The sequence below is a fragment of the Terribacillus sp. JSM ZJ617 genome (assembly GCF_044383785.1).
Lineage (GTDB): Bacteria > Bacillota > Bacilli > Bacillales > Amphibacillaceae > Terribacillus.
Map to the genome: position 1 here is coordinate 292,808 of NZ_JBISEQ010000001.1, position 25,239 is coordinate 318,046.

Genomic DNA, 25,239 nt, shown 5'->3' on the forward strand with positions numbered 1-25,239 from the left:
TGTCTACACCCCCAACTCTTTAAAGTACTTCTCTAACTCACTATCGACTTTTATGATTTCCTCATCAATTTCTTTCAGGCGTTTTGCTACAGCTTGCAGGTCTATCGGTTCTTCTACTTCAAATGTATCGACATAGCGAGGGATGTTTAAGTTATAGTCGTTCTCTTTGATTTCCCCTAATGTAGCTGCAAAGGAATACTTATCGATTGTTTCACGATCTAAGAATGTCTTAATAATTTTTTCAACGTGTTCATCGGATAAGTTGTTTTGATTTTTTCCTTTTTCAAATTCATTTGATGCATCGATAAATAATACATTGTCGTCATCCTTACGGCATTTTTTGAAAACTAGTATACACGTTGGGATACTTGTACCGTAGAAAATATTTGCTGGTAAACCAATCACAGCATCTAAGTAATTTTTTTCTTCGATCAGGTATTTACGGATTGTTACTTCTGCTGCGCCACGAAATAGCACACCATGAGGTAATACAACAGCCATTGTCCCATTATCATCTAATTGGTGAATAAAGTGCTGAATGAAGGCAAAGTCCGCTTTTGATTTTGGCGCAAGTTTTGCATAAGCGCTAAAGCGTTCATCATCTTTAAACTTATCATCTGCACTCCATTTTGCTGAGTATGGAGGATTGGCAACGATTGCTTCAAAGCGTTGTTCGATATGTTGTGGATCTTCTAATGTATCAGCATTTTGAATATCAAAACGTTGGTAGGGCACATCATGTAGCAACATATTCATACGAGCTAAGTTGTAAGTTGTTGATACTTTTTCCTGTCCGTAATATTTGTGTACTTTCGCTTCTTTACCTACACGAAGTAGCAAAGAACCCGAACCACAAGCACCATCATAAACATCACGAATTTCTGATTTTCCAGCAGTCACAATCTTCGCTAAAATCTTAGATACTTGTTGAGGTGTATAGAATTCGCCAGCTTTCTTCCCTGCGTTTGCTGCGAATTGAGAAATCATGTATTCGTAAGCGTCTCCTAAAATATCAATCTCTACATCATCTTGTAGGAATGGAATACTAGCAATGTTAACAATTACTTTACTGATTAGATTTGTACGATCCTTTACTGTCCGTCCTAAGCGTGAAGAAGCTAAATCCATATCATCGAAAAGATTTTGGAAGTCGTCTTGACTTTCCGTACCTAAAGTAGATGACTCGATTGCCTTTACACCATTCTGTAGCATCTCTACATCAAACTTACCATTTGCGCCTTTTTCGATTTCTTCAAGGAAACGTGAAAATAGAAATTGAGGCTCTACTACATAACCTAACTCATCAATAAGGTATTCAGCTAAGTCCTCACGGTACTGGTCGCTTTCCCATGCTTTTGCATAAGAAATATTATCGTCTTTTAGTAACTTTTCTGCACGTGCTTCTACTTTCTCGGATAAGTAACGATAGAAAATTAATCCTAGGATATAATCCTTGAATTCGTTGGCATCCATTTGACCTCGTAGGTCATTTGCCATTGCCCATAATTTTTTATGTAATTCAGCTTGTTGTTGACGTTGTTTTTCACTTGTCGTCATAATAAATTCCTCCTTAAATTTGATTAATTCAGATTAATACTTTTAATTAATTTCTGTTGAATGTATAACTCTTGTAATTCTCGTTTTTCTGCCAGTAATGAATTCTTCACCTTTTTCAATTGTGCAATTTTCCCAATAGTTTTTTGCTTTTGAAGAGATGGTAAGTTAATTTCTAAATCCTTTAAATGAGAAAGCTTTAGCAATGAAGTACTTGTTCCTTCACTTAACACAGACAATTGTTTTTGAATGGATGGATGCTCATTAAAGTACCATTCAAAGAAGGCTAAATCTACATCGCTTGTTAATTGAATTTTAATAAAGTTATTAGTTAATAGTAACCCACTATATTTCTCAGGTAACAAAGCAACTTTTTGGGTATGTGCGTGTAAAACTAAACTATTTGTATCTGTTAGTAGTTGAGGTAATAATTTTTCTTTTGGTACAGTTAATTCAGCATTTTTCTCATTAGATATCCTATAAGTCAGTCCAAGAGTTTCGTTAAATTGTTTGAGTGAAAACTGTCTTACTTTTAATGTTTCGATGTTGTCAGACAATGTTTCTAAACGATTCACAAAAGCCCCTTGTGTGAATTGTGCTTTTTCATAAAGTTTCACAACAGCCCTCCTTTGATATTTTTTAATATATCAAAACTCCCATTGATTAATATAAACGATATTTTAAAAAATATCAACAAATTTTAATTGATATTTTTTAAAATATCAATAAATGAAGAGCGCTTGTTATGCGCTCTTCATTTATTGATATATTTAGTTTTAGCAAAGGCCTTTACGCACCATATTTTTCTGTAAAGTCACGGATAAATGATGTGATGTGTTTAATCGCTTTGTTTTTCTTCAAGAACGATCCCGATAAAGAGTCCATAATAGCATTCTTTTCAATTAAGTTCGAGTATTCATAGGAAGATACTTGTTCACGTAATACGCTATCTTCAATGTCTACTTCTTTTGCAAAAGATGTGAGTTCCTGTTCACTAATTTCTTCTTCATATCGGTTATATGCATCAATTACAGATTCATTAGGTGCTAAAGTAGGTGCAACTTTATCTAAGAAGCCTTTAATTAGTTCAATTTTTAGACGTAGCTTCGGATCAGATGCATGGTCTAATTCTTGCTTGATGAAACTGATTTCTTTCTCACGTTCTTTTTGGTCTTCAGTGTTCAAATTCGCAACCAGGTTCAAAATGTAGCTGACATTGATTCGATCTGTATGCATCAGCTCTAACTCAAAGTCGATATCATGCAGAATGGACTCTTTTTGCACTTCACTACGCTTAAACTCTTCATAAACTTTAAAGTATTTGCTTTTGTAATCTTCATAAGACTGCTGTGAAATCTTTAGTTCTGTTTCATCAAATTCGAAATCAGAAAATGACTGCAAACGTTGGAGCATTTTTGTGACATTTTTGAATGCTACGATGAATTTTCTTTTATCTTCTTCACGTTCAAGCTCATCTACTTCTTCAGGAATAACTGCAATTTCTCTTAACTTTCCTAATGCTTCTTTAAAAGCTTTAAGGTATTCATCGTAACTGGCCATTAATACTGTATCAACATTATCTGTTCGAGAGAATAGCTTAATGGCATCATCTGTTTTTTCTTTTAGATTTCTGTAGCAAACGATGTTACCATATGGCTTTGTAGATTTCTCAACACGATTGGTACGACTATATGCTTGAAGTAAGTCATGATACACCATGTTTTTGTCTACATATAAAGTGTTAAGTGGCTTGCTATCAAAACCAGTTAGGAACATCTTCACGACAAGTAAAATATCGATTTGTGCACGCTTTACTTTCTTAGAAACATCGGAAAAGTAGCGATCCCATGTGTCAGTAGAAAAGTCAGTGTTGTACATCTTATTATAGTCTACAATCATGCGGTCTAAGGCTTCACGAGAATGTTCGACAGTACCATCGCTTTCCTCATTTTGTCCATACGAGTAAATCCCAGCAATCTTTAATTTGTGGTCCTTCTTTTTGAAAATATCATAGTACTTAATAAGAGTTGGAATGGAGTCTACTGCAAACATAGCACAATAACCTTTACTCTTTGAACGTCGAATATGATTATCTACTATATGGTCTGCTATTAGATTGAGACGTCGCTCATCATGCCATACTTCATCCGTATTAATCGCTTGTACTTTTGTATCATCATCTTCATTAATATTTGCATTAAAAGTGCGAATGTACTCGACAGAGAAACCAAGTACGTTGCCATCTCGAATTGCATCTTTAATTAGATAATGGTGTAGACACTTCTCAAATAGGTCAGCGGTTGTACGTCCATCTTGACTTTTATTCTCGACAAAGCGAGGTGTCCCTGTAAAGCCAAAGTATTGAGCGTTTTGAAAATGACGGTCAATTTCTTTTCTCATATCACCAAATTGACTGCGGTGACACTCATCTATAATAAAGATTACACGCTCTTGCTTATATGGAGCCATTATTTCTGCATATTTAGGGTTTTTTACAGCATTATTCATCTTATCAATAGTTGTAACTATAAAAGATCTCATTGGATCTTTTATTTGCTCAATAAGTATGTCCGTTTTTTCAGTTCGGTCAACGGAACCTTTTTGAAACTTATTAAATTCTTGTATTGTCTGACTATCTAAATCTCGTCGATCTACAAGGAAAAATACTTTTTTGATACTCTCTTCGTCAGCTAGAATTTGCCCAGCCTTAAAAGAGGTTAATGTTTTACCAGAGCCTGTAGTGTGCCAAATGTATCCATTATTCTTTGTTTCAGTAGCACGCTTTACAAGTGCTTCAACTGCATAAACTTGGTATGGACGCATGACCATTAACGCTTTATCTGTATCATTAATGACCATGTAACGACTAACCATTTTTGCTAGATGGCACGGTTGTAAGAAAGCTCGACTGAACTCTTGCAAATTTGTGATTAATTCATTCTTCTCATCTGACCAAAAGAATGTAAAGCCAAATTGAATGTCGTAATCGGAGTTCGAAAAGTATTTCGTATCAACACCATTACTTACAACAAAGATTTGAAGGAAGCGATACAAACCAGTAAATGTATGACGACGATAACGCTGGATCTGATTAAAAGCTTCCTTAAAATCTAAACCACGACGTTTTAATTCTATTTGAACAAGAGGTAAACCATTAATAAGAACAGTTACATCATAACGATTTGTGTAGATGCCTTTTACGGTTGTTTGTGTGGTAACTTGAAATAAGTTCTTACACCAATCTTTTGTATTTAGAAGTTCTACATATAATTGTGTACCATCTTCACGTTCAATCAGCAGCTTATCACGTAAGATTTTTGCGGAGTCATAAATGCTTTTTCCTTCAATTAACGTAAGTATTCTTTTAAATTCTATATCTGACAATGGTTGCCCATTTAGTTTATGTTCATTAAATAAATTTAGTTGCTGTTTAAAATTGGCTAATAATGCGTCATAGTCTGCAATCTTAACCGCTTTGTAACCTTGATTTACTAGTTGTTTATGTAAATTTTTTTCTAGTTCTGCCTCAGACTGATATGCCATGTTGTAACCCCCTTAATCCCATCTCCTTCTATTATACTTAAAAATATATAGCTCGGTTTCATTTTTATATAATTTTCCATAAATGGGTTGCAATTAGTACTCCTTTATTAATACGGTTATCAGCTTACAGTATCCGTTTTTAATCAAAAGTTGAATATATATTATTAACTTGAATACAAAATAGGAGGTACTAAAATGCAACCAGCTAAACGAGTAAATATTGTTTCATTAAAATTAGTAAAAGAGTCAAGCCTTCTCTACAAAGAACGAGCAGTAAGGTCTCCAGAAGATGGATACAAATTATTAAAACAGTTTTTAGAAGATGCAGACCGTGAGCATTTTATTGTAGTTTCTCTGGACACAAAGAACCAACCAGTTTCAATTAATATTTGTCATATTGGTAGCTTAAATGCAAGCATAGTCCATCCTAGGGAGGTTATGAAATCTGCAATACTATCAAATGCAGCTTCAATAATTGTTGGACATAATCACCCATCAGGAAAGGTGGAACCAAGCAAGAAGGATATTGAAGTGACTAAGAGATTAGCAGAGGCAGGGAAAATTATAGGCATAGATGTTCTTGACCACATAATCGTTAGCGATGACACCTTTACCTCATTAAAAGAGAAAGGCATAATCTGAATGGAGTAAAAAACGGTGAAAACAATAAAAAGCACGTTAAAAACAGAAGTCACTTATGATGATGAAATGAAAAACAAGTATCTTATTAGGAAAGAGTGGGACAAGAACAAGAAAAAGGCACTTATCATCATGAAAAACGCAGGTCAGGCAGATGAAATTGTGCAAGACTAAACAACGATGTACGTCATTAATAACCTTTCTAAATTAGAATATGGTGTAGTAGAAATTGTAAATTTATTTCCATCTATTGAAGGAGATGAAGAGAAGGAATCTGCTATTAAAAATTTGAAATGTATTCAAGAAGCTATCGCAAGAGTAGATGATGTCATTATTGCGGTTGGAAAAGGTGTAGAGACAAATAAGAAAGCTGTAGAACGATTAAACATGATTTTAGCCATATTGCTAGACAAGAAAGCAAACATTCTTCAAATAGAGGCGAATTTTGGTCGGAAAGGTTTCCATCCTCTCTACCCAGCTCTGAAACATCAGTGGAAGTTAGTACCGTATGACATTAGTCATAATGTGAACTAAAAACATTATCCTTGAAAGGAGTAACTTTATGTTTAGTATTGAGCAATTGATAGATTTTATGGAAGAGGAATTCGGCGTAGCAGTTGAATCAAATGAGGTAGGAGAGGAAACGGTACTTTTATATCATGAGGAACTGGACGAGCAAATCATTTCAGAAGATGTGTTGCAAATATTGCCGAATCCAGTTTTGTTTCACACATATATATACATTGAAAAATCAGAGTGGATTATTGGAATTGCTTTAGAAGCAAAGACCAATAATCCATTTTATTTATTTTGCTTGAAAGATGGGGAAAGGGTGTATCAGAAATTACTAAATGAGGGTGAATGTAAAAATGACTACACAACATAAACCTCGGTATGTGACTAGAGCAATTAATGAAAAATTAAATATAGAAATAAAAGTTCTTCTGTGGAAGCTATTAGACTCAATTGAAGTTAAAAGGAAAGATAAAATGGATTATTTGCAGGTTTTTGAAATTGTTAATCAAGGTAATAATATAAAAATAATTAATCGACAGGAACAGCCCGCCATGACGGAAGAGTTAATGAAAATGAAACAAGGTTCAATGAATATTGAGGATACTATTGTGTGGATTATTGATGATCTTGAATATCGTACAATGTTGTTTCCAAAAGATTATTAATTTAATCACCGCTGTTAATTTCCTTTAAGGAATTGATTATAATATTAATAGATAGGTGGCTATAGAGGCCACCCTTCTTATTTTTTTTGCAAGGAGATGTAGAATGGAGAAAAAATACCCAACTAATATCCTTTTTATCTGCGCCATGAAAGATATGGGGGCAAATAGTAATGTTGTTGGTTTAATGAAAAGTATGTTGAAGCAAAGCTTGAAACTTCTTTCAACAGTAATTAATACCATTTCTTCTGACCAAAGTCTTTCCGTTGAAGCAAAGGGCTATCTTAACAGATTTGCAAATATAAAAAAATTTAATGGGAAAATGCCACCATTAAATTCAAAGGAAATTTGGAGTATAGAGGAATTTACAATACTCATAATAATGCTGCGTTGCATAACACGTAAAAGGTATAGCTCAATGAATGATACAATTCTGACTTATATGGAAAAAGGTGAATCACCATCAGATAAAGTTATAAAAGAAAACCAAAAGTGGTTACTGGAATCATACAAATGTTTAGGGGTTTTAAAGCATTACAATTGGAGTAAAAAAATTGATGAAGATTTGCTTCCCACTTTAGTTGGCAGTGATTTAAATATTAAAGATGCTAGGAAAAATATACAGGATATTGAAAAAAGTATTAAAAAGTCTGGTGTATTAGATGGAGAAATGGACTCAGGTATTGGTCAAATACTAGCAAAATGTGCTTACCCGGAACTTTTAAAGGCGAACAAAAGAAGCTCAGCCGCTAAGCTAATGGATGCAATAGCTGAAGTTATATTTGCCTTGGAAAAAGTCGAAGGAGTTATGCCGCAAGAAATAGCGATTATTGAGTCAATCAAAAAGCTAAATAAACTGAAAGAGGATATTGAGTTTAGTTTTGACACTAGCAAATACTATACGGAAACATATTGGGAGCATGTAATGAGGGATGATAAAAATGAAACGGATTTATTATTAATTAAGAAACGGCTGATGGAGAAATATGCTGTAGAAATGGATACTATAGAAAAAAATACACTCTAAATCAATGGTTGAATATGATTTTTTTAATCCCGATTCAACCATTTTTTATTTGGTTTAATGCGTTAGTATAACAACAGATTCATAAACAAGGAGGAAACAAATATGACACTAAATATAATAGCCAAGAAGTATTATAAAGGGAATTTATCCTTTTTTGATGATTCAAAAGCAAGATACGAAAATTTTTACGATACATTAGGTTGGGAACTCAGATATACAGAAGAAGAACCTTTAAGTGAGAAAGCAGAAAAAATTTATGGAAAGGAGTTTGCGAAGCTCTTTGATATTAATCCTCTTAAAAATATTATGCTTTTTGCAGAAATAAACCGCTATAGAGGAATGCTTTTGAAGGATATTGATGGTGAGGAAAGGATTAAGGTAAATCAACTTATAATTGATCATCTTGATCAGTTCCATATTAAACCTATTGGATATGAAGTGAAAACAGATGTGGTTGTACTTGCATGGTATCTAGAAGATGTTATGCGACCATTTAACTTATCCGAAAACTTGCCTGCAATTCAAATCCAACTTAATAATGAAGTGGTTCGGCACTTCACAAAACAAGGAGAAGAGAAATCGTCTAATGAAGATGATTTCTCTTCTCCTTTTTCTATTTTAATCAACTTATAGAAAGGAACGAACAAGATATGAGCGTTATTAAGGTATTTAGGTGCTACATGGAGGAGCACCACCCACATCTAGTTTGGAAAGATTGGAAAGTAGATGTTAGAGTCCTATCAGCGGACGATATCAGGAATGAAGAGGTTAAGGCTAGTTTTCCGAATGAATTTAAGGGAGAACTAACATGTTGGGTATTCTTCTATGATGGCGGTGCATCGAATGTTGTTTACTTGTTACAGGATAAACAGGGATTGCAGGATTTAGGAATTGGTTTATTGAAAAGTGGTGAACTTATTAAGCCTATAAGCTTCGTGTGAAGTTACTGGCAGGTGAATAAACAGGACAACTTAAAATGACAAAAGGTTAGAGAGGTTTGCTCTTAAAGAGTTATCGTCTCTTTTTTCGTGTGTGATTTTACAGTCAAGGGAGGTGAGCACATGTCACCAATTAATTTATTTAAGGCAGGAGTTATGTTTGGATTAACTATTTATGCTCTAGCTAAAAAGGGATTCAATGATGAAAGGTCTCAAGCTTAAAAGATTTTAAGTATAAGGGATTAAAAGAGTGGAGGAAGGTGATTATATTGCCATATTTCTTATTAGGAACTGTGGTTGGAATTGTAGTCTGTATGGTAACAGAACATACAAAAAAGTAATAGGGGGCTAATATTATATGAAAAAAATTAGATGTTTATCAGAGTTATTAGAGCTGAAAAAAAAGATACAAAAGGATTTTGGGGAGTACTTGGAAGAAGAATTTTACGGTCTTTATGAATATTTAAGCACTGGTGAAAAGGTGGATGAATTTGTACTTGCACCTTATCAAGCTATGATATTATTGGAAGAAAAAGGAGAACTGAATAAACTTATAAGCAATCCTTTAGAGTTGGAATTTCAGGAGGAAGTTAACCTGAAGAATTCCAGGGTTTTAAGAATTGGAGTACTTCGTGCTGAAGATATACAGCTTTGTTATACATCGGAATATAAATAGCATAATAGTATTTAGAATAATATATTTATTTTGACACAGGTAGAATTTACCGGTAAAATTGGTACAGAATACGCCTCATAAAAGTAGTTATGAGGGAAATTGGTGAATTTCTGTCAAGCTTTATCTCAATTGTAATCACAAGGCTTACCCAGCTAATTACAATCGATAACGCTTCTGAATAACTTGGCATTTGGATACCTCCAATCGTCATAATCAACCAATTCAATATACTAATTATAGTATAAGCTATTAGTGCATTTAGTAGCCTCTTTATAGGTTAGCAATGGTCTATAATTTGAAAGGAGAGTATGCTTGCAAGGGTTTCTTTGAAAGAGTAATAGGCTACGATTACATACCCTTGCTAGCTCTGCCAAATATGAATAAAAAAAAGTATCGTGTGAAGGGTTATAAGCACCTAGATAATAAGAAATCAATTGAAAAAGTTAAGGGTAAAATTCAGAATCCACAATGGGTTGCTAAACATGGATTTTATCCGTTTATGCATTTTGAAATTAAGTTTCAAAAATATAGCAGGAAAGAAAAGCAACCAAAAGAAAAAGTTCGTAAAATTTTTTATGCTTCTCACCTCGATAGCTATATATATAAGTATTATGGTGATAAGCTAAATAACTACTATAATTCTGTTGTAGATGAACTGGGCATTAATGAAGTTGCAACTGCATATAGAAATAACTTATCTGGAAAAAGCAATATCAATTTCGCTAAAGAAGTTATTGACTTTATAAAGGAACAGAAAAGTGCATATATTTTTGTTGCTGACTTCACTAATTTCTTTGATACATTGGATCATAGATATCTTAAAGAGAAAATCCGCTATGTTCTAAAAAAGGATACATTACCTGACGATTATTATAATGTCTTCAAAAATATAACAAGATTTAGTTACTTTATTAAAGATACTATAGAAGCAGAACTAAAGACTAAGTACACTGAAAGTGAAATTAAAAATAGTTATAAATATTTCACAGAAGAGGAATTCAGATCCTTTAAGCATAAAAATATATACAAGAATTCTAAGCACTATGGAATTCCTCAAGGTGCAGGTATCAGTTCAATCTGTTCTAATATTTATTTGCTAGATTTTGATGAAAAAATACAAAAATATGTTAAAGACCAAAAGGGACTATATAGAAGATATTGTGATGATTTAATTATAGTTATTCCTATTGCAGGAGACGTCCAAGACTATAACTATCAAATTCATCAAAAAATTGTAGATGATATAAAAGAACAGATTCCAAATTTAGAAATTCAACCTGAAAAGACAGGGAATTATTTTTATACTGATAATCAGATTTTTGATTTAGACTTTAAGGAGACAATATTAGACTATCTAGGATTCAGTTTTAATGGTAAAGAAGTTCGAATTAGAGAAAAAAGTCTTTTTAAGTATTATACGAGAACATATCGTAAAGTAAGGATATGCAATCGTAAATCAAAAGAATTCGGTCGTAAATCATATAGGAGAGAATTATATAAGAACTACTCGCACTTGGGGAAAAGTAAGAAAGGACATGGGAATTTTATTAGTTACGCTGAAAGATCACAGAAGATATTTGATGAAGATTCAAAAACTATAAATCTTATGGAAACACAAGTGAAGAAACACTGGAAAAACATTCAATCACGATTAGAAAAACCAGAATAATATAGACAAGCCCATTTTTCATTAATTAAAATTTGGCTTGTCTTTTTATATGCTTATTACAATCTTAATCAGATAAACAAGTGAAGTTGGAGTGATTTATATGGGAAGGATAAAGGCATTTTTAGTAGGAGTTAGTGATTATTCAAGTATCGGTGCACCTGACTTACCATTTTGTAAAACAGACATAATTAATGTTAATAAAGCGTTAAGAGAAGGATTTCAGCTGGATGATATGGATATTTTTCAAATGGGTATTACAAATAACGGTCATGTAGAAACCGTGGATTTTGTACATGCTCTTGAGCTTTTTATTGGCAATTTACAAAAAGAAGATATATTTATTTTTTATTTCTCAGGTCATGGGACTTCTAGTGAAATTCATAATATTGTTTTTAGTGATGGATTATTAAATACTCAAGACATAATTAATAAAATAGGCGAATCATTAGCTAAAAGCAAAGTATTACTTATAGACTGCTGCTATTCAGGTAATTTTAGAGTTGAAGGTACAAAAAGTACTAATTTAGAAGAATCTATAGAATCTTTTCAAGGTAGCGGTTATGCAGTATTAAGTGGTAGTAACGCTATGGAACCTTCTTATGGAGGGAGCAATGGAAGTATATTTACAAATGTTTTATGCGATGGACTGACGAATAAATCTTTAATAAAAAAAGGAGAACTTTCACTTTATGATTTGCAGTTGTGGGTAAAGAGGTTACTTGAGATTCATACTTTAAATAATCCGGATAAACCTCAGCACGCTATATATAGAGCTAATATAGGAGGTACAATTTATTTTAAAATTTCAGAGTATATTCCTTATGAAAAAGGTAATATTTACTTTGAAAACGAAGATTACATTATTAAGAGTGTGGAACCTGTCCATCATGGTTCTAAAAAAAGGTACGCGGCAAAAATACTTCTTAAGAAACCATTCTCGGATGCAGAAATAGCGGACGTCTCTACAAAAATTAAAAAAAGATTACTGTTTTGTGATGTATATAATAACAAAATACAAGAAGATAGATATAAAGGCTCTCCATCAGATATAATATGGATTTATTTCACTTTTTATGATAGTGATATTTTACGAGGAAATTATTATTGTAAAACTACTTGGGTAAACGATAATCAAGATAAGACTTATTGGTATAGTTTGAAAGGCTCCAATAAACGTTTAATAAAAGATGTTCATTTTGAGTTTTATCCCCAGTATAAGATAATTAGTAATTTTATTTTTGAAAATACCAAGTCTAACGATGAAGTACTATATAAAGTCAAAGAAATTAGGTATCAAATGATAACATATGCTGAATCTATAATTTCATTATTTAATGAGTATCAAAATAAGACTATTTCTGAAGATGAGTTATTTGCAAGCGTAACACCTTATTCGTCAGTATTGGATAGATTATTTTTTGAATCAAATGACTTACCTTTTTCTGATGAGACATTATTAGAATGGGTACAAGCTAACATATCCTTATTTAGCACAATACATGATTTTACCCTGTTTTATAATGAGAAATTCCGTAACATTAGAGACTCTGCCAATAGAAAATTAGTAATGCAAAGTACGGTGTTAAGGTATTATGAAGACTTAAAGGTTTTAAAAGAACTAGAACAAAAGAGATGAAAAAACCTCATTTAGATACACCACGGTGAGCCTTATCATAAGTAAATGAGGTAGAATTAGAAGATAGTCGCTTTTATTTACTAGAGAAATAATAAGGAGAAAAAGATGAAGAAAAATATTTATGTAGTAGGAGCAGTAATAAAACGTGACAACAAGATATTATGTGCGCAACGAGGAACTGAAAAATCCTTACCTCTTAAATGGGAGTTCCCAGGTGGCAAGATCGAAAAAGACGAGACTCCTCAAGAAGCTTTGAAAAGAGAAATTACTGAAGAGATGCACTGCACTATATCTATAGGGGAAGCAATAGAAGATACGACATATGAATACGATTTTGGAATCGTAAACTTAAAGACTTATTACTGTGACCTAGTTGAAGGAGAACCAACCCTAACAGAGCATGTAGCAATAAAATGGTTATCTCCAGAAGAGTTATCTACCTTAGACTGGGCACCCGCGGATATTCCAGCAATCGAGAAAATCCAATTTGATCATAAACAAGTATAATTTACTAATTATCCATTTACACACACCGATAAATAACATTACAATTAAACTATTAATTGGTAATGAATGGTGGAGTAAATGGATAATTTTATTAACAGCTTGAAAGATTCATTGCATAACGGATTTATTGATCATACATATAGTAACCAAAAGAATTTTAACCCACAGTTATTAGTAAATAATCATCAAGAGAATACAACAGTCCTACAATCCTTATTAGAGGAATTGGAAGTTTGTCAGGGCTTTATTTTCTCTGTTGCTTTTATTACAGAAAGTGGATTAGCTACATTAAAGACACATCTCTATGATTTGGCGCGTAAAGGAATAAATGGGCGTATCTTAACGTCTACTTTCTTACAGTTTAATTCGCCGAAAGCTTTTAGAGAATTGTTGAAAATATCAAATGTTGAAGTGAGACTTACCGATTTACCTGGCTTCCATGCTAAAGGCTATATTTTTCATCATAACACGCATCACACTTTAGTCATTGGCAGTTCAAACTTGACGGCGCAAGCACTTCAAGTGAATTATGAGTGGAATGTGAAGCTGAATTCTCATGAGAATGGTGAAATTATTCGGCACTTTTCTAATCAATTTGATGATGTATGGAATCAGGCATCTCCTTTAACGGAAGAGTGGATAAACCAGTACTCTACAATATATGAGGAAAATAAAGAGAAGCGCGCTATTGAAAAGGTTATTGAGTTACCTGCTAATTATCAAATAAATTCTATTCAAGATGCTTTAAGTATTGAACCGAATAAAATGCAAGAAGCAGCATTAGAACAGATTAAGGCAGTGAGAGATGCTGGTCATCGAAAGGGCTTAGTAATATCTGCTACCGGGACAGGAAAAACTTTTCTGTCTGCTTTTGATATACGTAATGTGCAACCGGAACGCATGCTTTTTATTGTTCATAGGGAACAGATTCTACATAAAGCCATGGCGGATTATAAGAAGATCTTAGGTGGCCACGATGAGCAATTCGGTATTCTATCGGGGGCGTCTAGAGAGATTGATAGAAAGTATGTATTTGCTACGATACAAACATTGTCTAAGCCTGATAACCTTGCTTTATTTGATAAAAAGGCATTTGATTATGTGCTTATTGATGAGGTTCATAAAGCCGGAGCAAGATCCTATCAAAGAGTAATCGATTACTTTGAGCCTGCATTCTTGTTAGGAATGACGGCAACGCCGGAGCGGATGGATGACTTTAATATTTATGAGCTATTCGACTATAATATTGCCTATGAGATTCGCTTACAAGAAGCTTTAGAGGAGGATATGCTGTCTCCATTCCATTACTACGGAGTTACTGATATTGAGTATAATGGCGAATTGATAAGTGAAACAGCCTTGCTATCCCATTTGGTGACGGAAGAGCGGATTAACCATATTATTGAGAAGGTCAATTATTATGGATATTCCGGAAAATCGGTAAAAGGTCTAATCTTCTGCAGTAGGAAAGAGGAGACACATCAGCTTGCAAGTGCATTAAATGAAAGAGGTTATCGAACCTGTGCATTAACCGGTGATGACTCTCAAGAAGAGCGTTTAATAAGAGTTGAGCAACTTGAGAATGGAGAACTTGATTACATCTTGACGGTGGATATCTTTAATGAAGGTATAGATATACCGAGTATTAACCAAGTTGTGATGTTGCGTCAAACACAATCCAGTATCATCTTTATACAGCAGCTAGGACGAGGTCTGCGGAAGCACGATTCAAAGGAATATGTGACGATCATCGATTTTATCGGAAATTACAAAAATAACTACCTAATCCCGGTAGCGCTCTCCGGCGAAAGCTCTCAAAACAAGGATGCGATCCGTCGCCGGATGAAGAACACTGACTATATTAAGGGAATCTCGACTGTTAATTTTGAAGATATTGCTAAGAAACAGATTTATAAATCTATTAGTGATAGCAAACTGACAGCAATGAAGACATTAAAAGATGCTTATACTGCTTTAAGAAATCGATTGGGTAGGGTTCCTTATTTGCAGGATTTTATTTTGCACCACTCCATAGATCCAGATGTACTTATTAAAGCTAAGGATAATTATCATCAATTCTTGATTGCTGTAAAAGAAGAAGTACCTCAAATCACGGATTATGAAAACAAAGTTTTAACAATGGTCTCTCAGGAGTTACTAAATGGAAAAAGGCTCCATGAAGTAGTCTTATTAGAGATGTTAAGTGAGCGCTCAGAAGTTTCCTTTGAGGAGTATCGAAGTTCACTTGCTGAAAAAGGATTATCATGTGATGATGCTACCATTACCTCCGTGCTGCGTATACTGGATCTATCTTTCTTTAGTCAAACGAACCGTAAAAAATATGGTGAATGGCCACTTGTTGAATTAGAGAGCCATATTCTGAAGATAAGGAAGGAAGTAAAAGAAAGTATTAACACGAATAATACTTTTGCTAAACTTCTTAAGGATGTCCTATTAACTTCTATAGAGAAGAGTAAACAATATGACAACAATATACTCACACGCTACGAAAAATACACACGTAAAGATGCATGTCGTCTGTTGAATTGGGATAGCGATGAAAGCTCCACAATCTATGGTTATAAAACAAAACATCAAACATGTCCTATTTTTGTGACGTATCACAAAGACGAAGACGTAGAGTCCAGTGTTGCCTACGAAGATACCTTTTTAAATGAACAAACATTTAAATGGTATACCAGAAGCAAACGTACTATCGCTTCTAAAGAAGTAGCAGAAATCATAAATGCGGATGATAATAACATCGATATTCATTTGTTTGTGAAAAAAGATGATGATGAAGGATTAGGTTTTTATTATTTAGGTCAGGTTCATCCAGATAAACAAACTGTTCAGCAGGAAGAGATGAGAAGCGGAGAAGATAAAGTTATTCCTGTAGTGACAATGAATATGATTTTGGAAGAGCCGGTGGATAAGAAGATTTATCGGTATATTGTAGAGTAATAAAGGAATTAAGACTGTATCTTAAATGCACCTCAGCCGATTATTCTCGGCTGAGGTATTTTAGTGGGAGCAATGTCCTTTCAACTTAGACAAGGCTATAGATCTATTATCTTAACCTAGAGTTATTTATTAACCTCCTTCATCAACGAAGAATGATAATGCAACAAATTAATAATCCTCCGCGCCATCTCTGAAGGCGTTGCGTCATACCCTGCCCTAATCCATTCCAATATCCAGCCATAAATACCATAAGCTCTATAATGAGTAAAATAGTCCGCATTAATCTCAGATGCCTTATCTCCTATAAAGGAGAATTTATTTTGGAAGATATCCTTTAGCACCTCTAACAAAGCTTCGCGGATTCCTGGTATCGGATCTTGGATAACAAGTAAGTCATAGTAATGGTTGTTATCCTTCATATACTGAAACACATCTGTTTCATTTGGATTCATCTTCGTTAAGTCGAGGATGGGGTTATCGCGAACTGGTTTGCAGAATTCATAACAAAAACGCTCCATTTCCAGTTCGATCATTTCCTTTGCTAATTGCTCTTTGCCGTCGTAATGTACGTAGAAGGTTGTACGGTTGTAATTTGCTTCCTCTACAATATCTTTTACTTTGACTTTGGAATAGCCTCTTTCTAAGACTAGTTTTTGAAACGTTGCTATTAGCGTGGCTTTTGTTCGCTCAATTCTTCGGTCTGTTTTCGGCATGATTTTCCCTCACTGTTACTTTCGTTGAAATATATTACTTTTAGACATTTTATTTTTTTTGTCTAAAAACGATACACTGTTAAATTATGTGTTGAAAACCCATACATTTTCGTTTTTTCAATGATTGATACGTTCTTAACTGATTCTTTATACTTAGGTTAATTATATTATAAATCTTTTTAATATAATTGAAAAATGTATAACTGGGGGAATTAGGATGGAAATCCAAGCAATGTTAACTACGGAAGAAAGCGATTTCAACAAACAGACACTGCAGTTGGATGAGCCAAAAGCTGATGAGGTGTTGGTACGGATTGTTGCTTCGGGTGTTTGTCATACAGATGCAACTGTTCTTGATGGCTCGCTGCCAGTACCATATCCGGCTGTACTAGGACATGAAGGTTCAGGGATTGTAGAAAGAGTAGGCAGCAATGTTACTACTGTTGAACCAGGGGATCATGTCGTACTAGGATTCAGTTATTGCGGTCATTGTGATAACTGCCTGGAAGGTAATGCAGGCGGCTGTGAAAACATGATGGAGCTTAACTTTGCAGGTAAAAACAAATATGGTGTATCACCAATTCATAAAGATGAGCAGGAAGTGTCACAGTTCTTCGGCCAATCTTCTTTCGCTACGTACAGCACAGTAGATGAGAAGAACGTGGTGAAAATCGATAAAGAGGCTGACCTTCGTCTATTGGGACCACTTGGCTGCGGTCTTATGACAGGCAGTGGTACTGTCTTGAACTCCCTGGCTCCAGAAGCTGGTACAAGCTTTGTTGTATTCGGTACAGGAGCTGTAGGTCTATCTGGTATGATGGCTGCGAAAATCGCTGGCTGCTACCCAATCATCGCGGTTGATATCCATGACAGCCGTTTGGAATTAGCGAAAGAGCTTGGCGCAACACATACAATCAACAGCAAAAACGAAGATGCTGCGGAGAAAATCAAAGAAATTACTGGTAAAGGTGCACATTATTCCTTGGAAACAACAGGTGTTCCAGAAGTTACACTAGCCGCAATCCGCTGCCTACGTGTGAAAGGCGAATGTGCGACAGTTGCCGTCGGTAAACGTGACCTGACAATCAACGTTACGAATGAAATCATGACAAAAGCTGTAACACTGAAAGGTGTTGTAGAAGGCGATGCTGTACCGCAATTGATCATTCCGAAACTAGTGAAGTTCTACCAAAACGGTCAATTCCCATTCGATAAATTGGTGAAATTCTATGAAATGGATGATATCCAGCAGGCATTTGAGGATTCAGCGAATGGATCTACTATTAAACCGATTTTAATTATTGATAAAGAATACCAAGCTTGATTAACGTAATTCTATTCCAATTAAGAATGCTCAGCGGCTATGTCGCTGAGCATCTTTTTGTGAATGTGCTAAATTAAAATATTTTACCGGGTCCGCCATATCCGAGAATCTGTTTCGTAACTGTTTGTGTATACCCATCTGCAGAGAATACATGCTTATACCGAATTACAGCATATACAAAAAGACGAGAGTTAATCTCTCGTCCCTTAACTAGGTAAACTAATTACATAATTCAGTTTCTATTTGCGATATTATGCCTTGTAACCAATCAATAGGTTCCTATCCAAGTGCAGGAAAGTAAATTCCATCGGCACTTTCTTCAATAAAACTATTTTTCTCTTCTTTAGTTAGTGTGCTATTGATAAACTCCTTAAGAAATAAAACGGCATCCTTAAGATATACTATTTGTTTCCCTTAAAAATTCCTCAAAGGCATGTTCAGGTGATTCTATATCCTGATGAAAGGTACCTCCAAGGAATTCAAAAACATCTTCATTTTGTTCATTTTCATGATAAGCCACACTCGAGAAGACTTAAATAGTTAATCTAAGGGGCATTGATTACTGCTTTCCTTGTATTTAATAAATATCTATTCTTTGACATTCAAAAGTTATGAAGTCATCTTCAAGTATATCACCGGGTATCGTATCATTATCTAATTCTATAAGTAAATTCCCTAACATGACTTGCAGATTTTCTTTATCATGTAGTTTACAAGTTAATCTGTAAGAAAAGTGGTCATTAAGTTTCTCTATATAAGGAATGTTATCTTTGGATTTAACTAACTCTGTAACATTGAAACAATATAAGGACCCATCCAATTCGTCCCCAATTTCACATTGGAATGGTTGTGAAAAGCACATTATATTGTGGGCACCATCTGATACAATTACCTCTGCCTCTAGGGCTTCTTGGGATAACCAAATTATATTAATAATTTGCATTGGTTGTTTTACCTTTTTGTTTTTTATCTTGAAAAATTTTTTACTTTGTATCAAACCTCTATTTCTTCTCATAATTCACGGATAGTTTTATTTTCTATTCGTCCTTTTCTAAATAAATCCCCTGAAGTTTTGAATGTTTGGGAGGAACTATCTTGAACTCTCGTTAAATAAAAACCTTCATTATTTCTGCTAATCCAATAACCTTCGTTTTTGTAGTAAAATTGAAACTCTTCACCCATTGCTACTCTTTGGGCGAATTCATCAAAATTCATATTATATTTGATGATATAATCTCCCTTTTATTACTTTTCATAAAAGAATTATGATTTTATTATCGATGGTATTTTAAGCAAGAGAACTATAAAAGAATTAAATCTGTAACCTTTGTTCTATCGCTTTCACTTCATCTCTTACTTCGTGCTCATTAATATACATTCGGTATTTCGAAATCCTCTTCATAAGGAGAGAATCTTGCAGTAATAGAACTTAATTCTGAGAAGAGGCTGTTTTCAAGTTTACTTAGATCTTCATAGTCAATTTCTACGTCATATATGCGAGTGAATTCATTGCAAAATGTAATGGTATTATATTTGCCATATGTATATTATTTGATATTTAAACAAGGTATTCTCTGTTTAATCGTGCAACTTAAAATATCTCGATAGGTTATTCAGATATATATCATAATCCTCGTCTTTACATTTGTTCATAATATTATCTAGAGATAATTGCACGTTTCTAATATTAAAATCTTTCATCAAAAGATAGCCATGTCCTATTTCTATATCAATTTTATCCAATACTTTATTTAATCTTTTTGGGCTTATAACACTAAAGGTAAGCATATCTGACGCTGCTGGTATATCCTGTTCTCCTACGTCAATTTCAAAAGAAACGATGAAATCGTCCGCGTCCTCACCCCAATCTTCAATATCTTTAACTATAGATTTGATTTCTAACATCTTTTTTTCCACCTTTTTAGTCTAATATATCAACATGCACATTTCTCAATTCTGTCTTTGAACCTACTACTGTTTTTTCGTTTTCAGTAAAATTTGCTCTCCACATCTTCTCTTTGGGTTTATACTGAAGTCTAAAAGCTTTCATTTTATCCTTACTTTTATAACCAATGAAGTTTCCGGAAGTATCATGTATTGCCTCTGCATCCTTTCCAGCCCAGTTTTTACCTGCATCTAATGCATTATTTCTGGTCGTACTTCCTAGTGTTGATAAACCTTTAGGGGATTTTTTGACTCCAAGTAAAGTTTGACTGCTGCTAAGATTATCAACGTAACCTTGATGCCACCATTTACTTTTTCTATTCTCCTCATCTCGATTTTTTAAGCTGTTTTTTGAAGTTTTTCTATCCTCAAGGTCACTCAGCTTATTTTTCACCTTACCACCATCTGCCTTCTTAGCAAGAAATCCACCATTCTTCAACAAGACCGGCTTAATATATTTCTCTCCAAACTGAAAGGCTTGTTGTCCGGGATTAGGAGGAGTTAGAAGAGAGAGGCCAGCTTTAAATCTTTTCGATTTAGGGGCTTTTGAATTTAATATTGTACGAATATCATCAAGGCCTTTTTTAACTCCAAATTTAAATTCCGATTTTATGCCTTTTCCCCAAGGAATTATAAATGCTGCTGCTAATCCCCTTTGCCACCAAGAAGATTCTGGATCAAATAGGGTAACGAAATCTTCTGTGAAATAGTTCACAGTGTCTTTCCATGCGGGACCTAGTATATCCATTACGATATTTGTTTCATCAGACGGCTGACTTGCTCTAGGGTTAGGGATTTTACCAACGAATTCAAAACGGGGACCATCTTGAGTAGGGTACTCTCGGATAATCCTGCCGTCTTTTAGTGTATGATAACTTCCATTCCACTCGTTATAGTAATCCATAACAGATTCTGTAGTTTTGACAAATGGAAACAAAGAGTTGAATTCGTCTTGTGTAATTTCAGCCTTCTCACCAGTCGCAAGAGCATTTCTGCCTCTTGCCATCATTTTAAACTCGTTATGATAAGAGGAAAAAACACTATTAAATTGGCTTACATTGAAATTGTCTACAGTAATATTATTCTTGTCAATCGCACTCTTCAGCTTAGACACATACGTTTTCAGCTGCTGTATATCGTCCTCAGACTTATCCAGCTTGCTGGTAGCATTCGAGTCCATTTCGTACATATTATCTACTGTCTTGTTAATTCTCTTTTTTGCCTCAGCAACTGAATCTAGGAATGTGTCATCTTTTACATGTGATACGGATGCAAGATCACTTACACTATTAAGCTGTTGATTAATCATGTTAGTTGTAGCAGATAGACTTTCCTGTGCCTTCTGCATTTTATTAGTCAGTTCGTCTTCTAAGAATTCCTGGCGGATAAAGCCACTTTCATTTGGTTCGAAGGAGAGAACTTGCTCATTAACGGTGCCTAATGCTTCTTCATATTGTACCAAAAAGCTTTCCATAAATTCGAGGAAGGGTTTGTGCGTTTCCTCAAAAAAGGAGCGGATGGAATCGGCTGTATTGCCTTCAAATCCATCGTGAAGAGTCGTAACACCATTGAGGGCTTGTTTGACCTGTTCTACACTTTCCTTTGTTTGTCTGATAAATTTCTTTGTGCTTTCAATCTGCTGCTGGATGTCCTGTACATCTAAATTTTTAATTTTCTTCACCGCCTGATATATCCGGAGCTGTTCTTTACTTGTAATTATAATAAAGGAAAATTTTGGTGAAAGGGGAAATAGCAAAAACACTTCCTTTTTACCAGAACTAAAGAGTCGTTTTTTGGAAAAACACTACAGAAGTCTTAGGGGCTATAAGATGGTTATATATTGGTGATAAAGCTAAGAGAAAGGATCAATCTGGAAAGACTTCTTATTACTAGGGGTTTAATAAAAAATTAGCCATCCTCTAGTAGGAGGATGGCTAATTCTATTAAGATATCTGCTCCTTAGCATCTACTTTCTTCTCACCACTGCCCATTTTCGCAAAAATATTAGCCAGAATGGAACCTGAGATATTATGCCAGACACTGAAGATAGCGCTTGGTACAGCGGCCAGCGGGGAGAAGTGTGCTGTTGCAAGCTGGGCGCCTAATCCTGAGTTTTGCATGCCTACCTCGATGGATGTTGTTTTGACTTTGGGCAAATCCATTCGCAGGAGCTTGGCGAAGGCGAATCCGAGTAGGTAGCCGAGCACGTTATGCAGCACGACGACACCGAAGATTGCTAGTCCGGTTTGTGCGATTTGTTCTTGGCTATTGGATACGACGGCTGCTACGATCCCCATAATTGCGACAGCGGAGACTAGCGGCAGTACTTTTACGCTTGCTTGTGCTTGTCTATTGAAGAAGCGTTTCACTAATAACCCCAAGACAATCGGGATGATGACAACATTCACTATAGAAATAAATAAGGAGACAGGACTGACTTCAATCCATTCGCTCGCAAATAAAAGAATGAGTGCAGGTGTTACGATTGGTGCGAGAACGGTTGTGACTGCTGTGGCCGTAACGGATAATGGCACATCACCTTTGGCTAGGAAGGTCATGACGTTAGAAGACGTTCCGCCAGGGCAGCATCCTACGAGAATGACGCCGACAGCAACTTCTGGAGGTAATTGCAGCCCTTTTGCCAAAGCAAAGGCAAGCAGCGGCATGATCAAGAACTGTGCGACCACGACTGCCATAACTTCAAATGGACGTTTTACCACGCCTTTAAAATCACTTGCTGACAAAGTCAAACCCATACCAAACATAATGATTCCGAGCAGCGGGGTAATAAGCGGGACAATCCATGTAAATCCTGCCGGCAGCATAAAAGCTATTACCGCAAACAAAATGACCCAATACGCGAAGGTACTTCCGACAAACTGACTAAATCGCTCTAACGTTTTCATCATCCACCTCTTCATTCACTGTTTGTGAGATTGTATAACACATCATAATAAATTTCAATATTTAAATTTTTCAGATATATATGGGGGTATCAACTGTTAAACCATTGGTAGTCAAGGCATTGGTATAAGGGGGATACATGCCAGTACAAATATCGGGATTTCTAATAACTATTTTTTGTTTAAGTCATTCTATCTTTTCAAAGTATGAACTCCTCATTTGTACACCAAATTAATCCAAGGTAAAGTATTCCAAATAGGTTTTTCCTTACTAACAGTAGTAGTTAAATGGAAGACCTCTGGTATAATATGTGGGTATAAGTATCCATTGGGTATGAAGGAATTTATGATAATAGTAGCAATGAGTTATGGGTTATAAATCCTATAACAAAAGGTGTAATAATTTATACATAGTCTGGAATAGTACATGATGCTGAACCTCCAAATGGTGCGGTGAAAGCAGCTATTACAATACATGGACATGGTTGAAATAACACACAAAATACAATCCATGATGTGGGTTTTAGCAGTTAGGAGTTTAGTTGGTATGATTATTGGTATATTAATATGTGCCATCGGTTTACTGCCGTTGTTTTTAGCATGGAGCATAGGCAAAGTTTACAATGAAACAAAGTTATCGGTGGGGATGATCATATCTATGATCTTAATCACGATCTGGCAGTTAGATATAGGAGTTCTGTATTTTAAGGATGTGCTGTCAGAGGATATTACATTATTCCTGTTCAAGCTGTTTCGTGCAGGGCCGATGTTCACCCTTCCCATGGTATTGTATATGGCTTATTGGATTATCAACAATCAGCCATCCGTCACGGAAAAAACGAATAGGCTTACGAAAATGTCCTATGCTCTTTTTACAAAAAAAGCACTAATTGGCTTCACTATATGGAGTCTGGTTGTTTATTTCATAAGCTGGACGAACTTGGGAGTAACTGGGTTGGTCGTTGCCAATGAAGGATTCACTGGTACTCACTATTTTCCTGAGTACGGACCGCTTTTATGGGTCTATTTCCTGCACATGGCTGGTATTGTATTTTTCTTGTTAGTGGTATGTGTATTATCATTAAGAATTCGAAACTCATACTTTAAGAACCTCCTTATGGGTTTTTCATTCAACGCATTGCTGCTAATTGTATCAGGATCTCTAAACAACATTCTTCTAACTGGCCTTCTAGCAAGCAGTATTGGTGTCATTATATTTTCAGTGGGAGGCCTGCACGTCTTCATTAAGTTCAATGTAGACTTGAAAAACCACTCATATAAATTAATGGTAAAACAGAAAAAACTAGACTATACAGGTCAGCTGACTGGCAGCTTGATTCATGAAGTGAAAAACACAAACTCCATTATTAAAAGTTTTTCGAGTATGCTGGAAAAAAGTGATGATCTAAATGAGAGGGATAAGCGGACATTGGAGATGATAGGTAAATCATCCGAACATCTAGATCAACTGACAGATAATTATAGTGCATATATGAAGGACTCTGCATTAGCCTTTAAAACAGAGGATCTAGCGGAGATTATCCAAGAGTCTATTGATTTTTCAGCAGGGATGCTTCAAGAAAATAAGGTCGAGCTGGAATTCATCCATAACTATTCGCCACTGAGTGTTTATCTGAATAAGACAAACTTAAAACAAGTCTTTATCAATCTCATAAAGAATAGCGTCGAGGCAATGTCGGAAGACAGGCCGGAAAAGAAGATATCTATTAGAACAGACATTAATGATAAAAATATCATCATACACTTTATCGACACTGGTAAGGGCATGCCCCAAGAGAACTGGGTAAGTGTATTTGATCCGTTTATCTCCTTGGGAAATAAAAAGCGAGGAATGGGATTGGGTCTTCCCTTTGTGAAGAAAATGATGATTGAACACTTAGGAGATATAACGATAGTCGAAAGTTCGCCAAGTGGTACGCATTTCAAGCTTGAAATACCGCAAGAAGGAATGCTGCATGGTTGTAACTATCAAAAACAAATCAGATAATATCGATTCGATATCC

Annotated in this window: 24 protein-coding genes and 1 pseudogene; 15 read left to right on the forward strand and 10 right to left on the reverse strand. The window is 34.9% G+C overall.

Features of this window, described 5'->3' with window-relative positions; all coding sequences use genetic code 11:
* Window positions 1-3: 3 nt before the first annotated feature.
* The 3 genes from ACH6C1_RS01475 to ACH6C1_RS01485 form a co-directional block, all read right to left on the reverse strand.
* Window positions 4-1,557: a type I restriction-modification system subunit M gene (locus tag ACH6C1_RS01475; RefSeq protein WP_374073968.1), complete on the reverse strand. Its 1,554-nt coding sequence runs from the start codon at window positions 1,555-1,557 to the stop codon at window positions 4-6.
* Between the two features lie 23 nt (window positions 1,558-1,580).
* Complete coding sequence (locus tag ACH6C1_RS01480; RefSeq protein ID WP_374073970.1) at window positions 1,581-2,171, reverse strand: restriction endonuclease subunit S; 591 nt, start codon at window positions 2,169-2,171, stop codon at window positions 1,581-1,583.
* A 172-nt stretch (window positions 2,172-2,343) separates the two neighbouring features.
* Window positions 2,344-5,097, reverse strand: coding sequence for a type I restriction endonuclease subunit R (locus tag ACH6C1_RS01485; RefSeq protein ID WP_374073972.1), 2,754 nt, complete (start codon window positions 5,095-5,097; stop codon window positions 2,344-2,346).
* A gap of 180 nt (window positions 5,098-5,277) precedes the next feature.
* On the opposite strand from ACH6C1_RS01485, the gene radC reads away from it, so the two are divergent.
* From radC to ACH6C1_RS01550, 13 genes are all read left to right on the forward strand, one after another.
* Window positions 5,278-5,739, forward strand: coding sequence for a RadC family protein (radC, locus tag ACH6C1_RS01490; RefSeq protein ID WP_374075533.1), 462 nt, complete (start codon window positions 5,278-5,280; stop codon window positions 5,737-5,739).
* Between the two features lie 15 nt (window positions 5,740-5,754).
* Window positions 5,755-5,910, forward strand: a complete 156-nt coding sequence (locus ACH6C1_RS01495; protein ID WP_374073974.1) for a DUF1643 domain-containing protein — start codon at window positions 5,755-5,757, stop codon at window positions 5,908-5,910.
* Window positions 5,911-5,916: 6 nt separating this feature from the next.
* Complete coding sequence (locus tag ACH6C1_RS01500; RefSeq protein WP_374073976.1) at window positions 5,917-6,270, forward strand: DUF1643 domain-containing protein; 354 nt, start codon at window positions 5,917-5,919, stop codon at window positions 6,268-6,270.
* Window positions 6,271-6,298: 28 nt separating this feature from the next.
* On the forward strand, window positions 6,299-6,622 hold the full coding sequence (locus ACH6C1_RS01505; protein ID WP_374073978.1) for a hypothetical protein: 324 nt from the start codon (window positions 6,299-6,301) through the stop codon (window positions 6,620-6,622).
* Window positions 6,606-6,917 (forward strand): DUF960 family protein, encoded by a 312-nt coding sequence (locus ACH6C1_RS01510; protein ID WP_374073980.1) that lies wholly within the window; start codon window positions 6,606-6,608, stop codon window positions 6,915-6,917. The genes ACH6C1_RS01505 and ACH6C1_RS01510 overlap by 17 nt, the downstream gene beginning before the upstream one ends.
* A gap of 103 nt (window positions 6,918-7,020) precedes the next feature.
* Window positions 7,021-7,941 carry a hypothetical protein gene (locus ACH6C1_RS01515; protein WP_374073982.1) on the forward strand — a complete coding sequence of 307 codons (921 nt, stop codon included), beginning with the start codon at window positions 7,021-7,023 and terminating at the stop codon, window positions 7,939-7,941.
* A 102-nt stretch (window positions 7,942-8,043) separates the two neighbouring features.
* Window positions 8,044-8,574, forward strand: coding sequence for a hypothetical protein (locus ACH6C1_RS01520; RefSeq protein ID WP_374073984.1), 531 nt, complete (start codon window positions 8,044-8,046; stop codon window positions 8,572-8,574).
* A 17-nt stretch (window positions 8,575-8,591) separates the two neighbouring features.
* A complete protein-coding gene (locus ACH6C1_RS01525) occupies window positions 8,592-8,882 on the forward strand; it encodes a hypothetical protein (protein WP_374073986.1) in 291 nt (96 codons plus the stop codon).
* A 355-nt stretch (window positions 8,883-9,237) separates the two neighbouring features.
* Window positions 9,238-9,555, forward strand: coding sequence for a hypothetical protein (locus ACH6C1_RS01530; RefSeq protein WP_374073988.1), 318 nt, complete (start codon window positions 9,238-9,240; stop codon window positions 9,553-9,555).
* A 283-nt stretch (window positions 9,556-9,838) separates the two neighbouring features.
* Window positions 9,839-11,224 (forward strand): reverse transcriptase domain-containing protein, encoded by a 1,386-nt coding sequence (locus ACH6C1_RS01535; RefSeq protein ID WP_374073990.1) that lies wholly within the window; start codon window positions 9,839-9,841, stop codon window positions 11,222-11,224.
* Between the two features lie 100 nt (window positions 11,225-11,324).
* The gene (locus ACH6C1_RS01540; protein WP_374073992.1) at window positions 11,325-12,860 is read left to right on the forward strand and encodes a caspase family protein; all 1,536 of its coding nucleotides are present in this window, start codon (window positions 11,325-11,327) and stop codon (window positions 12,858-12,860) included.
* A gap of 105 nt (window positions 12,861-12,965) precedes the next feature.
* Window positions 12,966-13,367 (forward strand): (deoxy)nucleoside triphosphate pyrophosphohydrolase, encoded by a 402-nt coding sequence (locus ACH6C1_RS01545; RefSeq protein WP_374073994.1) that lies wholly within the window; start codon window positions 12,966-12,968, stop codon window positions 13,365-13,367.
* A gap of 78 nt (window positions 13,368-13,445) precedes the next feature.
* Window positions 13,446-16,331 carry a DEAD/DEAH box helicase gene (locus ACH6C1_RS01550; protein WP_374073996.1) on the forward strand — a complete coding sequence of 962 codons (2,886 nt, stop codon included), beginning with the start codon at window positions 13,446-13,448 and terminating at the stop codon, window positions 16,329-16,331.
* 122 nt (window positions 16,332-16,453) lie between these two features.
* On the opposite strand, the gene ACH6C1_RS01555 is transcribed toward ACH6C1_RS01550, so the two are convergent.
* Complete coding sequence (locus tag ACH6C1_RS01555) at window positions 16,454-17,044, reverse strand: TetR/AcrR family transcriptional regulator (protein ID WP_374073998.1); 591 nt, start codon at window positions 17,042-17,044, stop codon at window positions 16,454-16,456.
* Window positions 17,045-17,261: 217 nt separating this feature from the next.
* On the opposite strand from ACH6C1_RS01555, the gene ACH6C1_RS01560 reads away from it, so the two are divergent.
* Window positions 17,262-18,368 (forward strand): NAD(P)-dependent alcohol dehydrogenase, encoded by a 1,107-nt coding sequence (locus tag ACH6C1_RS01560; protein WP_374074000.1) that lies wholly within the window; start codon window positions 17,262-17,264, stop codon window positions 18,366-18,368.
* A gap of 282 nt (window positions 18,369-18,650) precedes the next feature.
* Here the strand turns inward: ACH6C1_RS01560 and ACH6C1_RS01565 are convergent.
* The 6 genes and pseudogenes from ACH6C1_RS01565 to ACH6C1_RS01590 form a co-directional block, all read right to left on the reverse strand.
* Window positions 18,651-18,888: pseudogene (locus tag ACH6C1_RS01565) on the reverse strand (contact-dependent growth inhibition system immunity protein); the annotation flags it as partial.
* 57 nt (window positions 18,889-18,945) lie between these two features.
* Window positions 18,946-19,365: a hypothetical protein gene (locus ACH6C1_RS01570; RefSeq protein WP_374074002.1), complete on the reverse strand. Its 420-nt coding sequence runs from the start codon at window positions 19,363-19,365 to the stop codon at window positions 18,946-18,948.
* 14 nt (window positions 19,366-19,379) lie between these two features.
* The gene (locus tag ACH6C1_RS01575) at window positions 19,380-19,550 is read right to left on the reverse strand and encodes a hypothetical protein (protein WP_374074004.1); all 171 of its coding nucleotides are present in this window, start codon (window positions 19,548-19,550) and stop codon (window positions 19,380-19,382) included.
* Window positions 19,551-19,946: 396 nt separating this feature from the next.
* Window positions 19,947-20,273: an Imm8 family immunity protein gene (locus ACH6C1_RS01580; protein WP_374074006.1), complete on the reverse strand. Its 327-nt coding sequence runs from the start codon at window positions 20,271-20,273 to the stop codon at window positions 19,947-19,949.
* A 16-nt stretch (window positions 20,274-20,289) separates the two neighbouring features.
* A complete protein-coding gene (locus tag ACH6C1_RS01585) occupies window positions 20,290-21,993 on the reverse strand; it encodes a ribonuclease YeeF family protein (RefSeq protein WP_374074009.1) in 1,704 nt (567 codons plus the stop codon).
* 262 nt (window positions 21,994-22,255) lie between these two features.
* A complete protein-coding gene (locus ACH6C1_RS01590; protein ID WP_374075535.1) occupies window positions 22,256-23,218 on the reverse strand; it encodes a bile acid:sodium symporter family protein in 963 nt (320 codons plus the stop codon).
* A gap of 544 nt (window positions 23,219-23,762) precedes the next feature.
* Here ACH6C1_RS01590 and ACH6C1_RS01595 point away from each other — a divergent pair.
* The gene (locus tag ACH6C1_RS01595) at window positions 23,763-25,223 is read left to right on the forward strand and encodes a sensor histidine kinase (protein ID WP_374074011.1); all 1,461 of its coding nucleotides are present in this window, start codon (window positions 23,763-23,765) and stop codon (window positions 25,221-25,223) included.
* Window positions 25,224-25,239: the final 16 nt, after the last annotated feature.

Coding starts and splice junctions, on each gene's coding strand:
- ACH6C1_RS01590 (WP_374075535.1), bottom strand. CDS start 23,218: ATGAAAACGTTAGAGCGATTTAGTCAGTTTGTCGGAAGTACCTTCGCG.
- ACH6C1_RS01595 (WP_374074011.1), top strand. CDS start 23,763: ATGATTATTGGTATATTAATATGTGCCATCGGTTTACTGCCGTTGTTT.
- ACH6C1_RS01500 (WP_374073976.1), top strand. CDS start 5,917: ATGTACGTCATTAATAACCTTTCTAAATTAGAATATGGTGTAGTAGAA.
- ACH6C1_RS01515 (WP_374073982.1), top strand. CDS start 7,021: ATGGAGAAAAAATACCCAACTAATATCCTTTTTATCTGCGCCATGAAA.
- ACH6C1_RS01485 (WP_374073972.1), bottom strand. CDS start 5,097: ATGGCATATCAGTCTGAGGCAGAACTAGAAAAAAATTTACATAAACAA.
- ACH6C1_RS01540 (WP_374073992.1), top strand. CDS start 11,325: ATGGGAAGGATAAAGGCATTTTTAGTAGGAGTTAGTGATTATTCAAGT.
- ACH6C1_RS01525 (WP_374073986.1), top strand. CDS start 8,592: ATGAGCGTTATTAAGGTATTTAGGTGCTACATGGAGGAGCACCACCCA.
- ACH6C1_RS01545 (WP_374073994.1), top strand. CDS start 12,966: ATGAAGAAAAATATTTATGTAGTAGGAGCAGTAATAAAACGTGACAAC.
- ACH6C1_RS01510 (WP_374073980.1), top strand. CDS start 6,606: ATGACTACACAACATAAACCTCGGTATGTGACTAGAGCAATTAATGAA.
- ACH6C1_RS01505 (WP_374073978.1), top strand. CDS start 6,299: ATGTTTAGTATTGAGCAATTGATAGATTTTATGGAAGAGGAATTCGGC.
- ACH6C1_RS01535 (WP_374073990.1), top strand. CDS start 9,839: ATGGTCTATAATTTGAAAGGAGAGTATGCTTGCAAGGGTTTCTTTGAA.
- ACH6C1_RS01555 (WP_374073998.1), bottom strand. CDS start 17,044: ATGCCGAAAACAGACCGAAGAATTGAGCGAACAAAAGCCACGCTAATA.
- ACH6C1_RS01575 (WP_374074004.1), bottom strand. CDS start 19,550: ATGGGTGAAGAGTTTCAATTTTACTACAAAAACGAAGGTTATTGGATT.
- ACH6C1_RS01560 (WP_374074000.1), top strand. CDS start 17,262: ATGGAAATCCAAGCAATGTTAACTACGGAAGAAAGCGATTTCAACAAA.
- ACH6C1_RS01580 (WP_374074006.1), bottom strand. CDS start 20,273: ATGTTAGAAATCAAATCTATAGTTAAAGATATTGAAGATTGGGGTGAG.
- ACH6C1_RS01530 (WP_374073988.1), top strand. CDS start 9,238: ATGAAAAAAATTAGATGTTTATCAGAGTTATTAGAGCTGAAAAAAAAG.
- ACH6C1_RS01520 (WP_374073984.1), top strand. CDS start 8,044: ATGACACTAAATATAATAGCCAAGAAGTATTATAAAGGGAATTTATCC.
- ACH6C1_RS01475 (WP_374073968.1), bottom strand. CDS start 1,557: ATGACGACAAGTGAAAAACAACGTCAACAACAAGCTGAATTACATAAA.
- ACH6C1_RS01550 (WP_374073996.1), top strand. CDS start 13,446: ATGGATAATTTTATTAACAGCTTGAAAGATTCATTGCATAACGGATTT.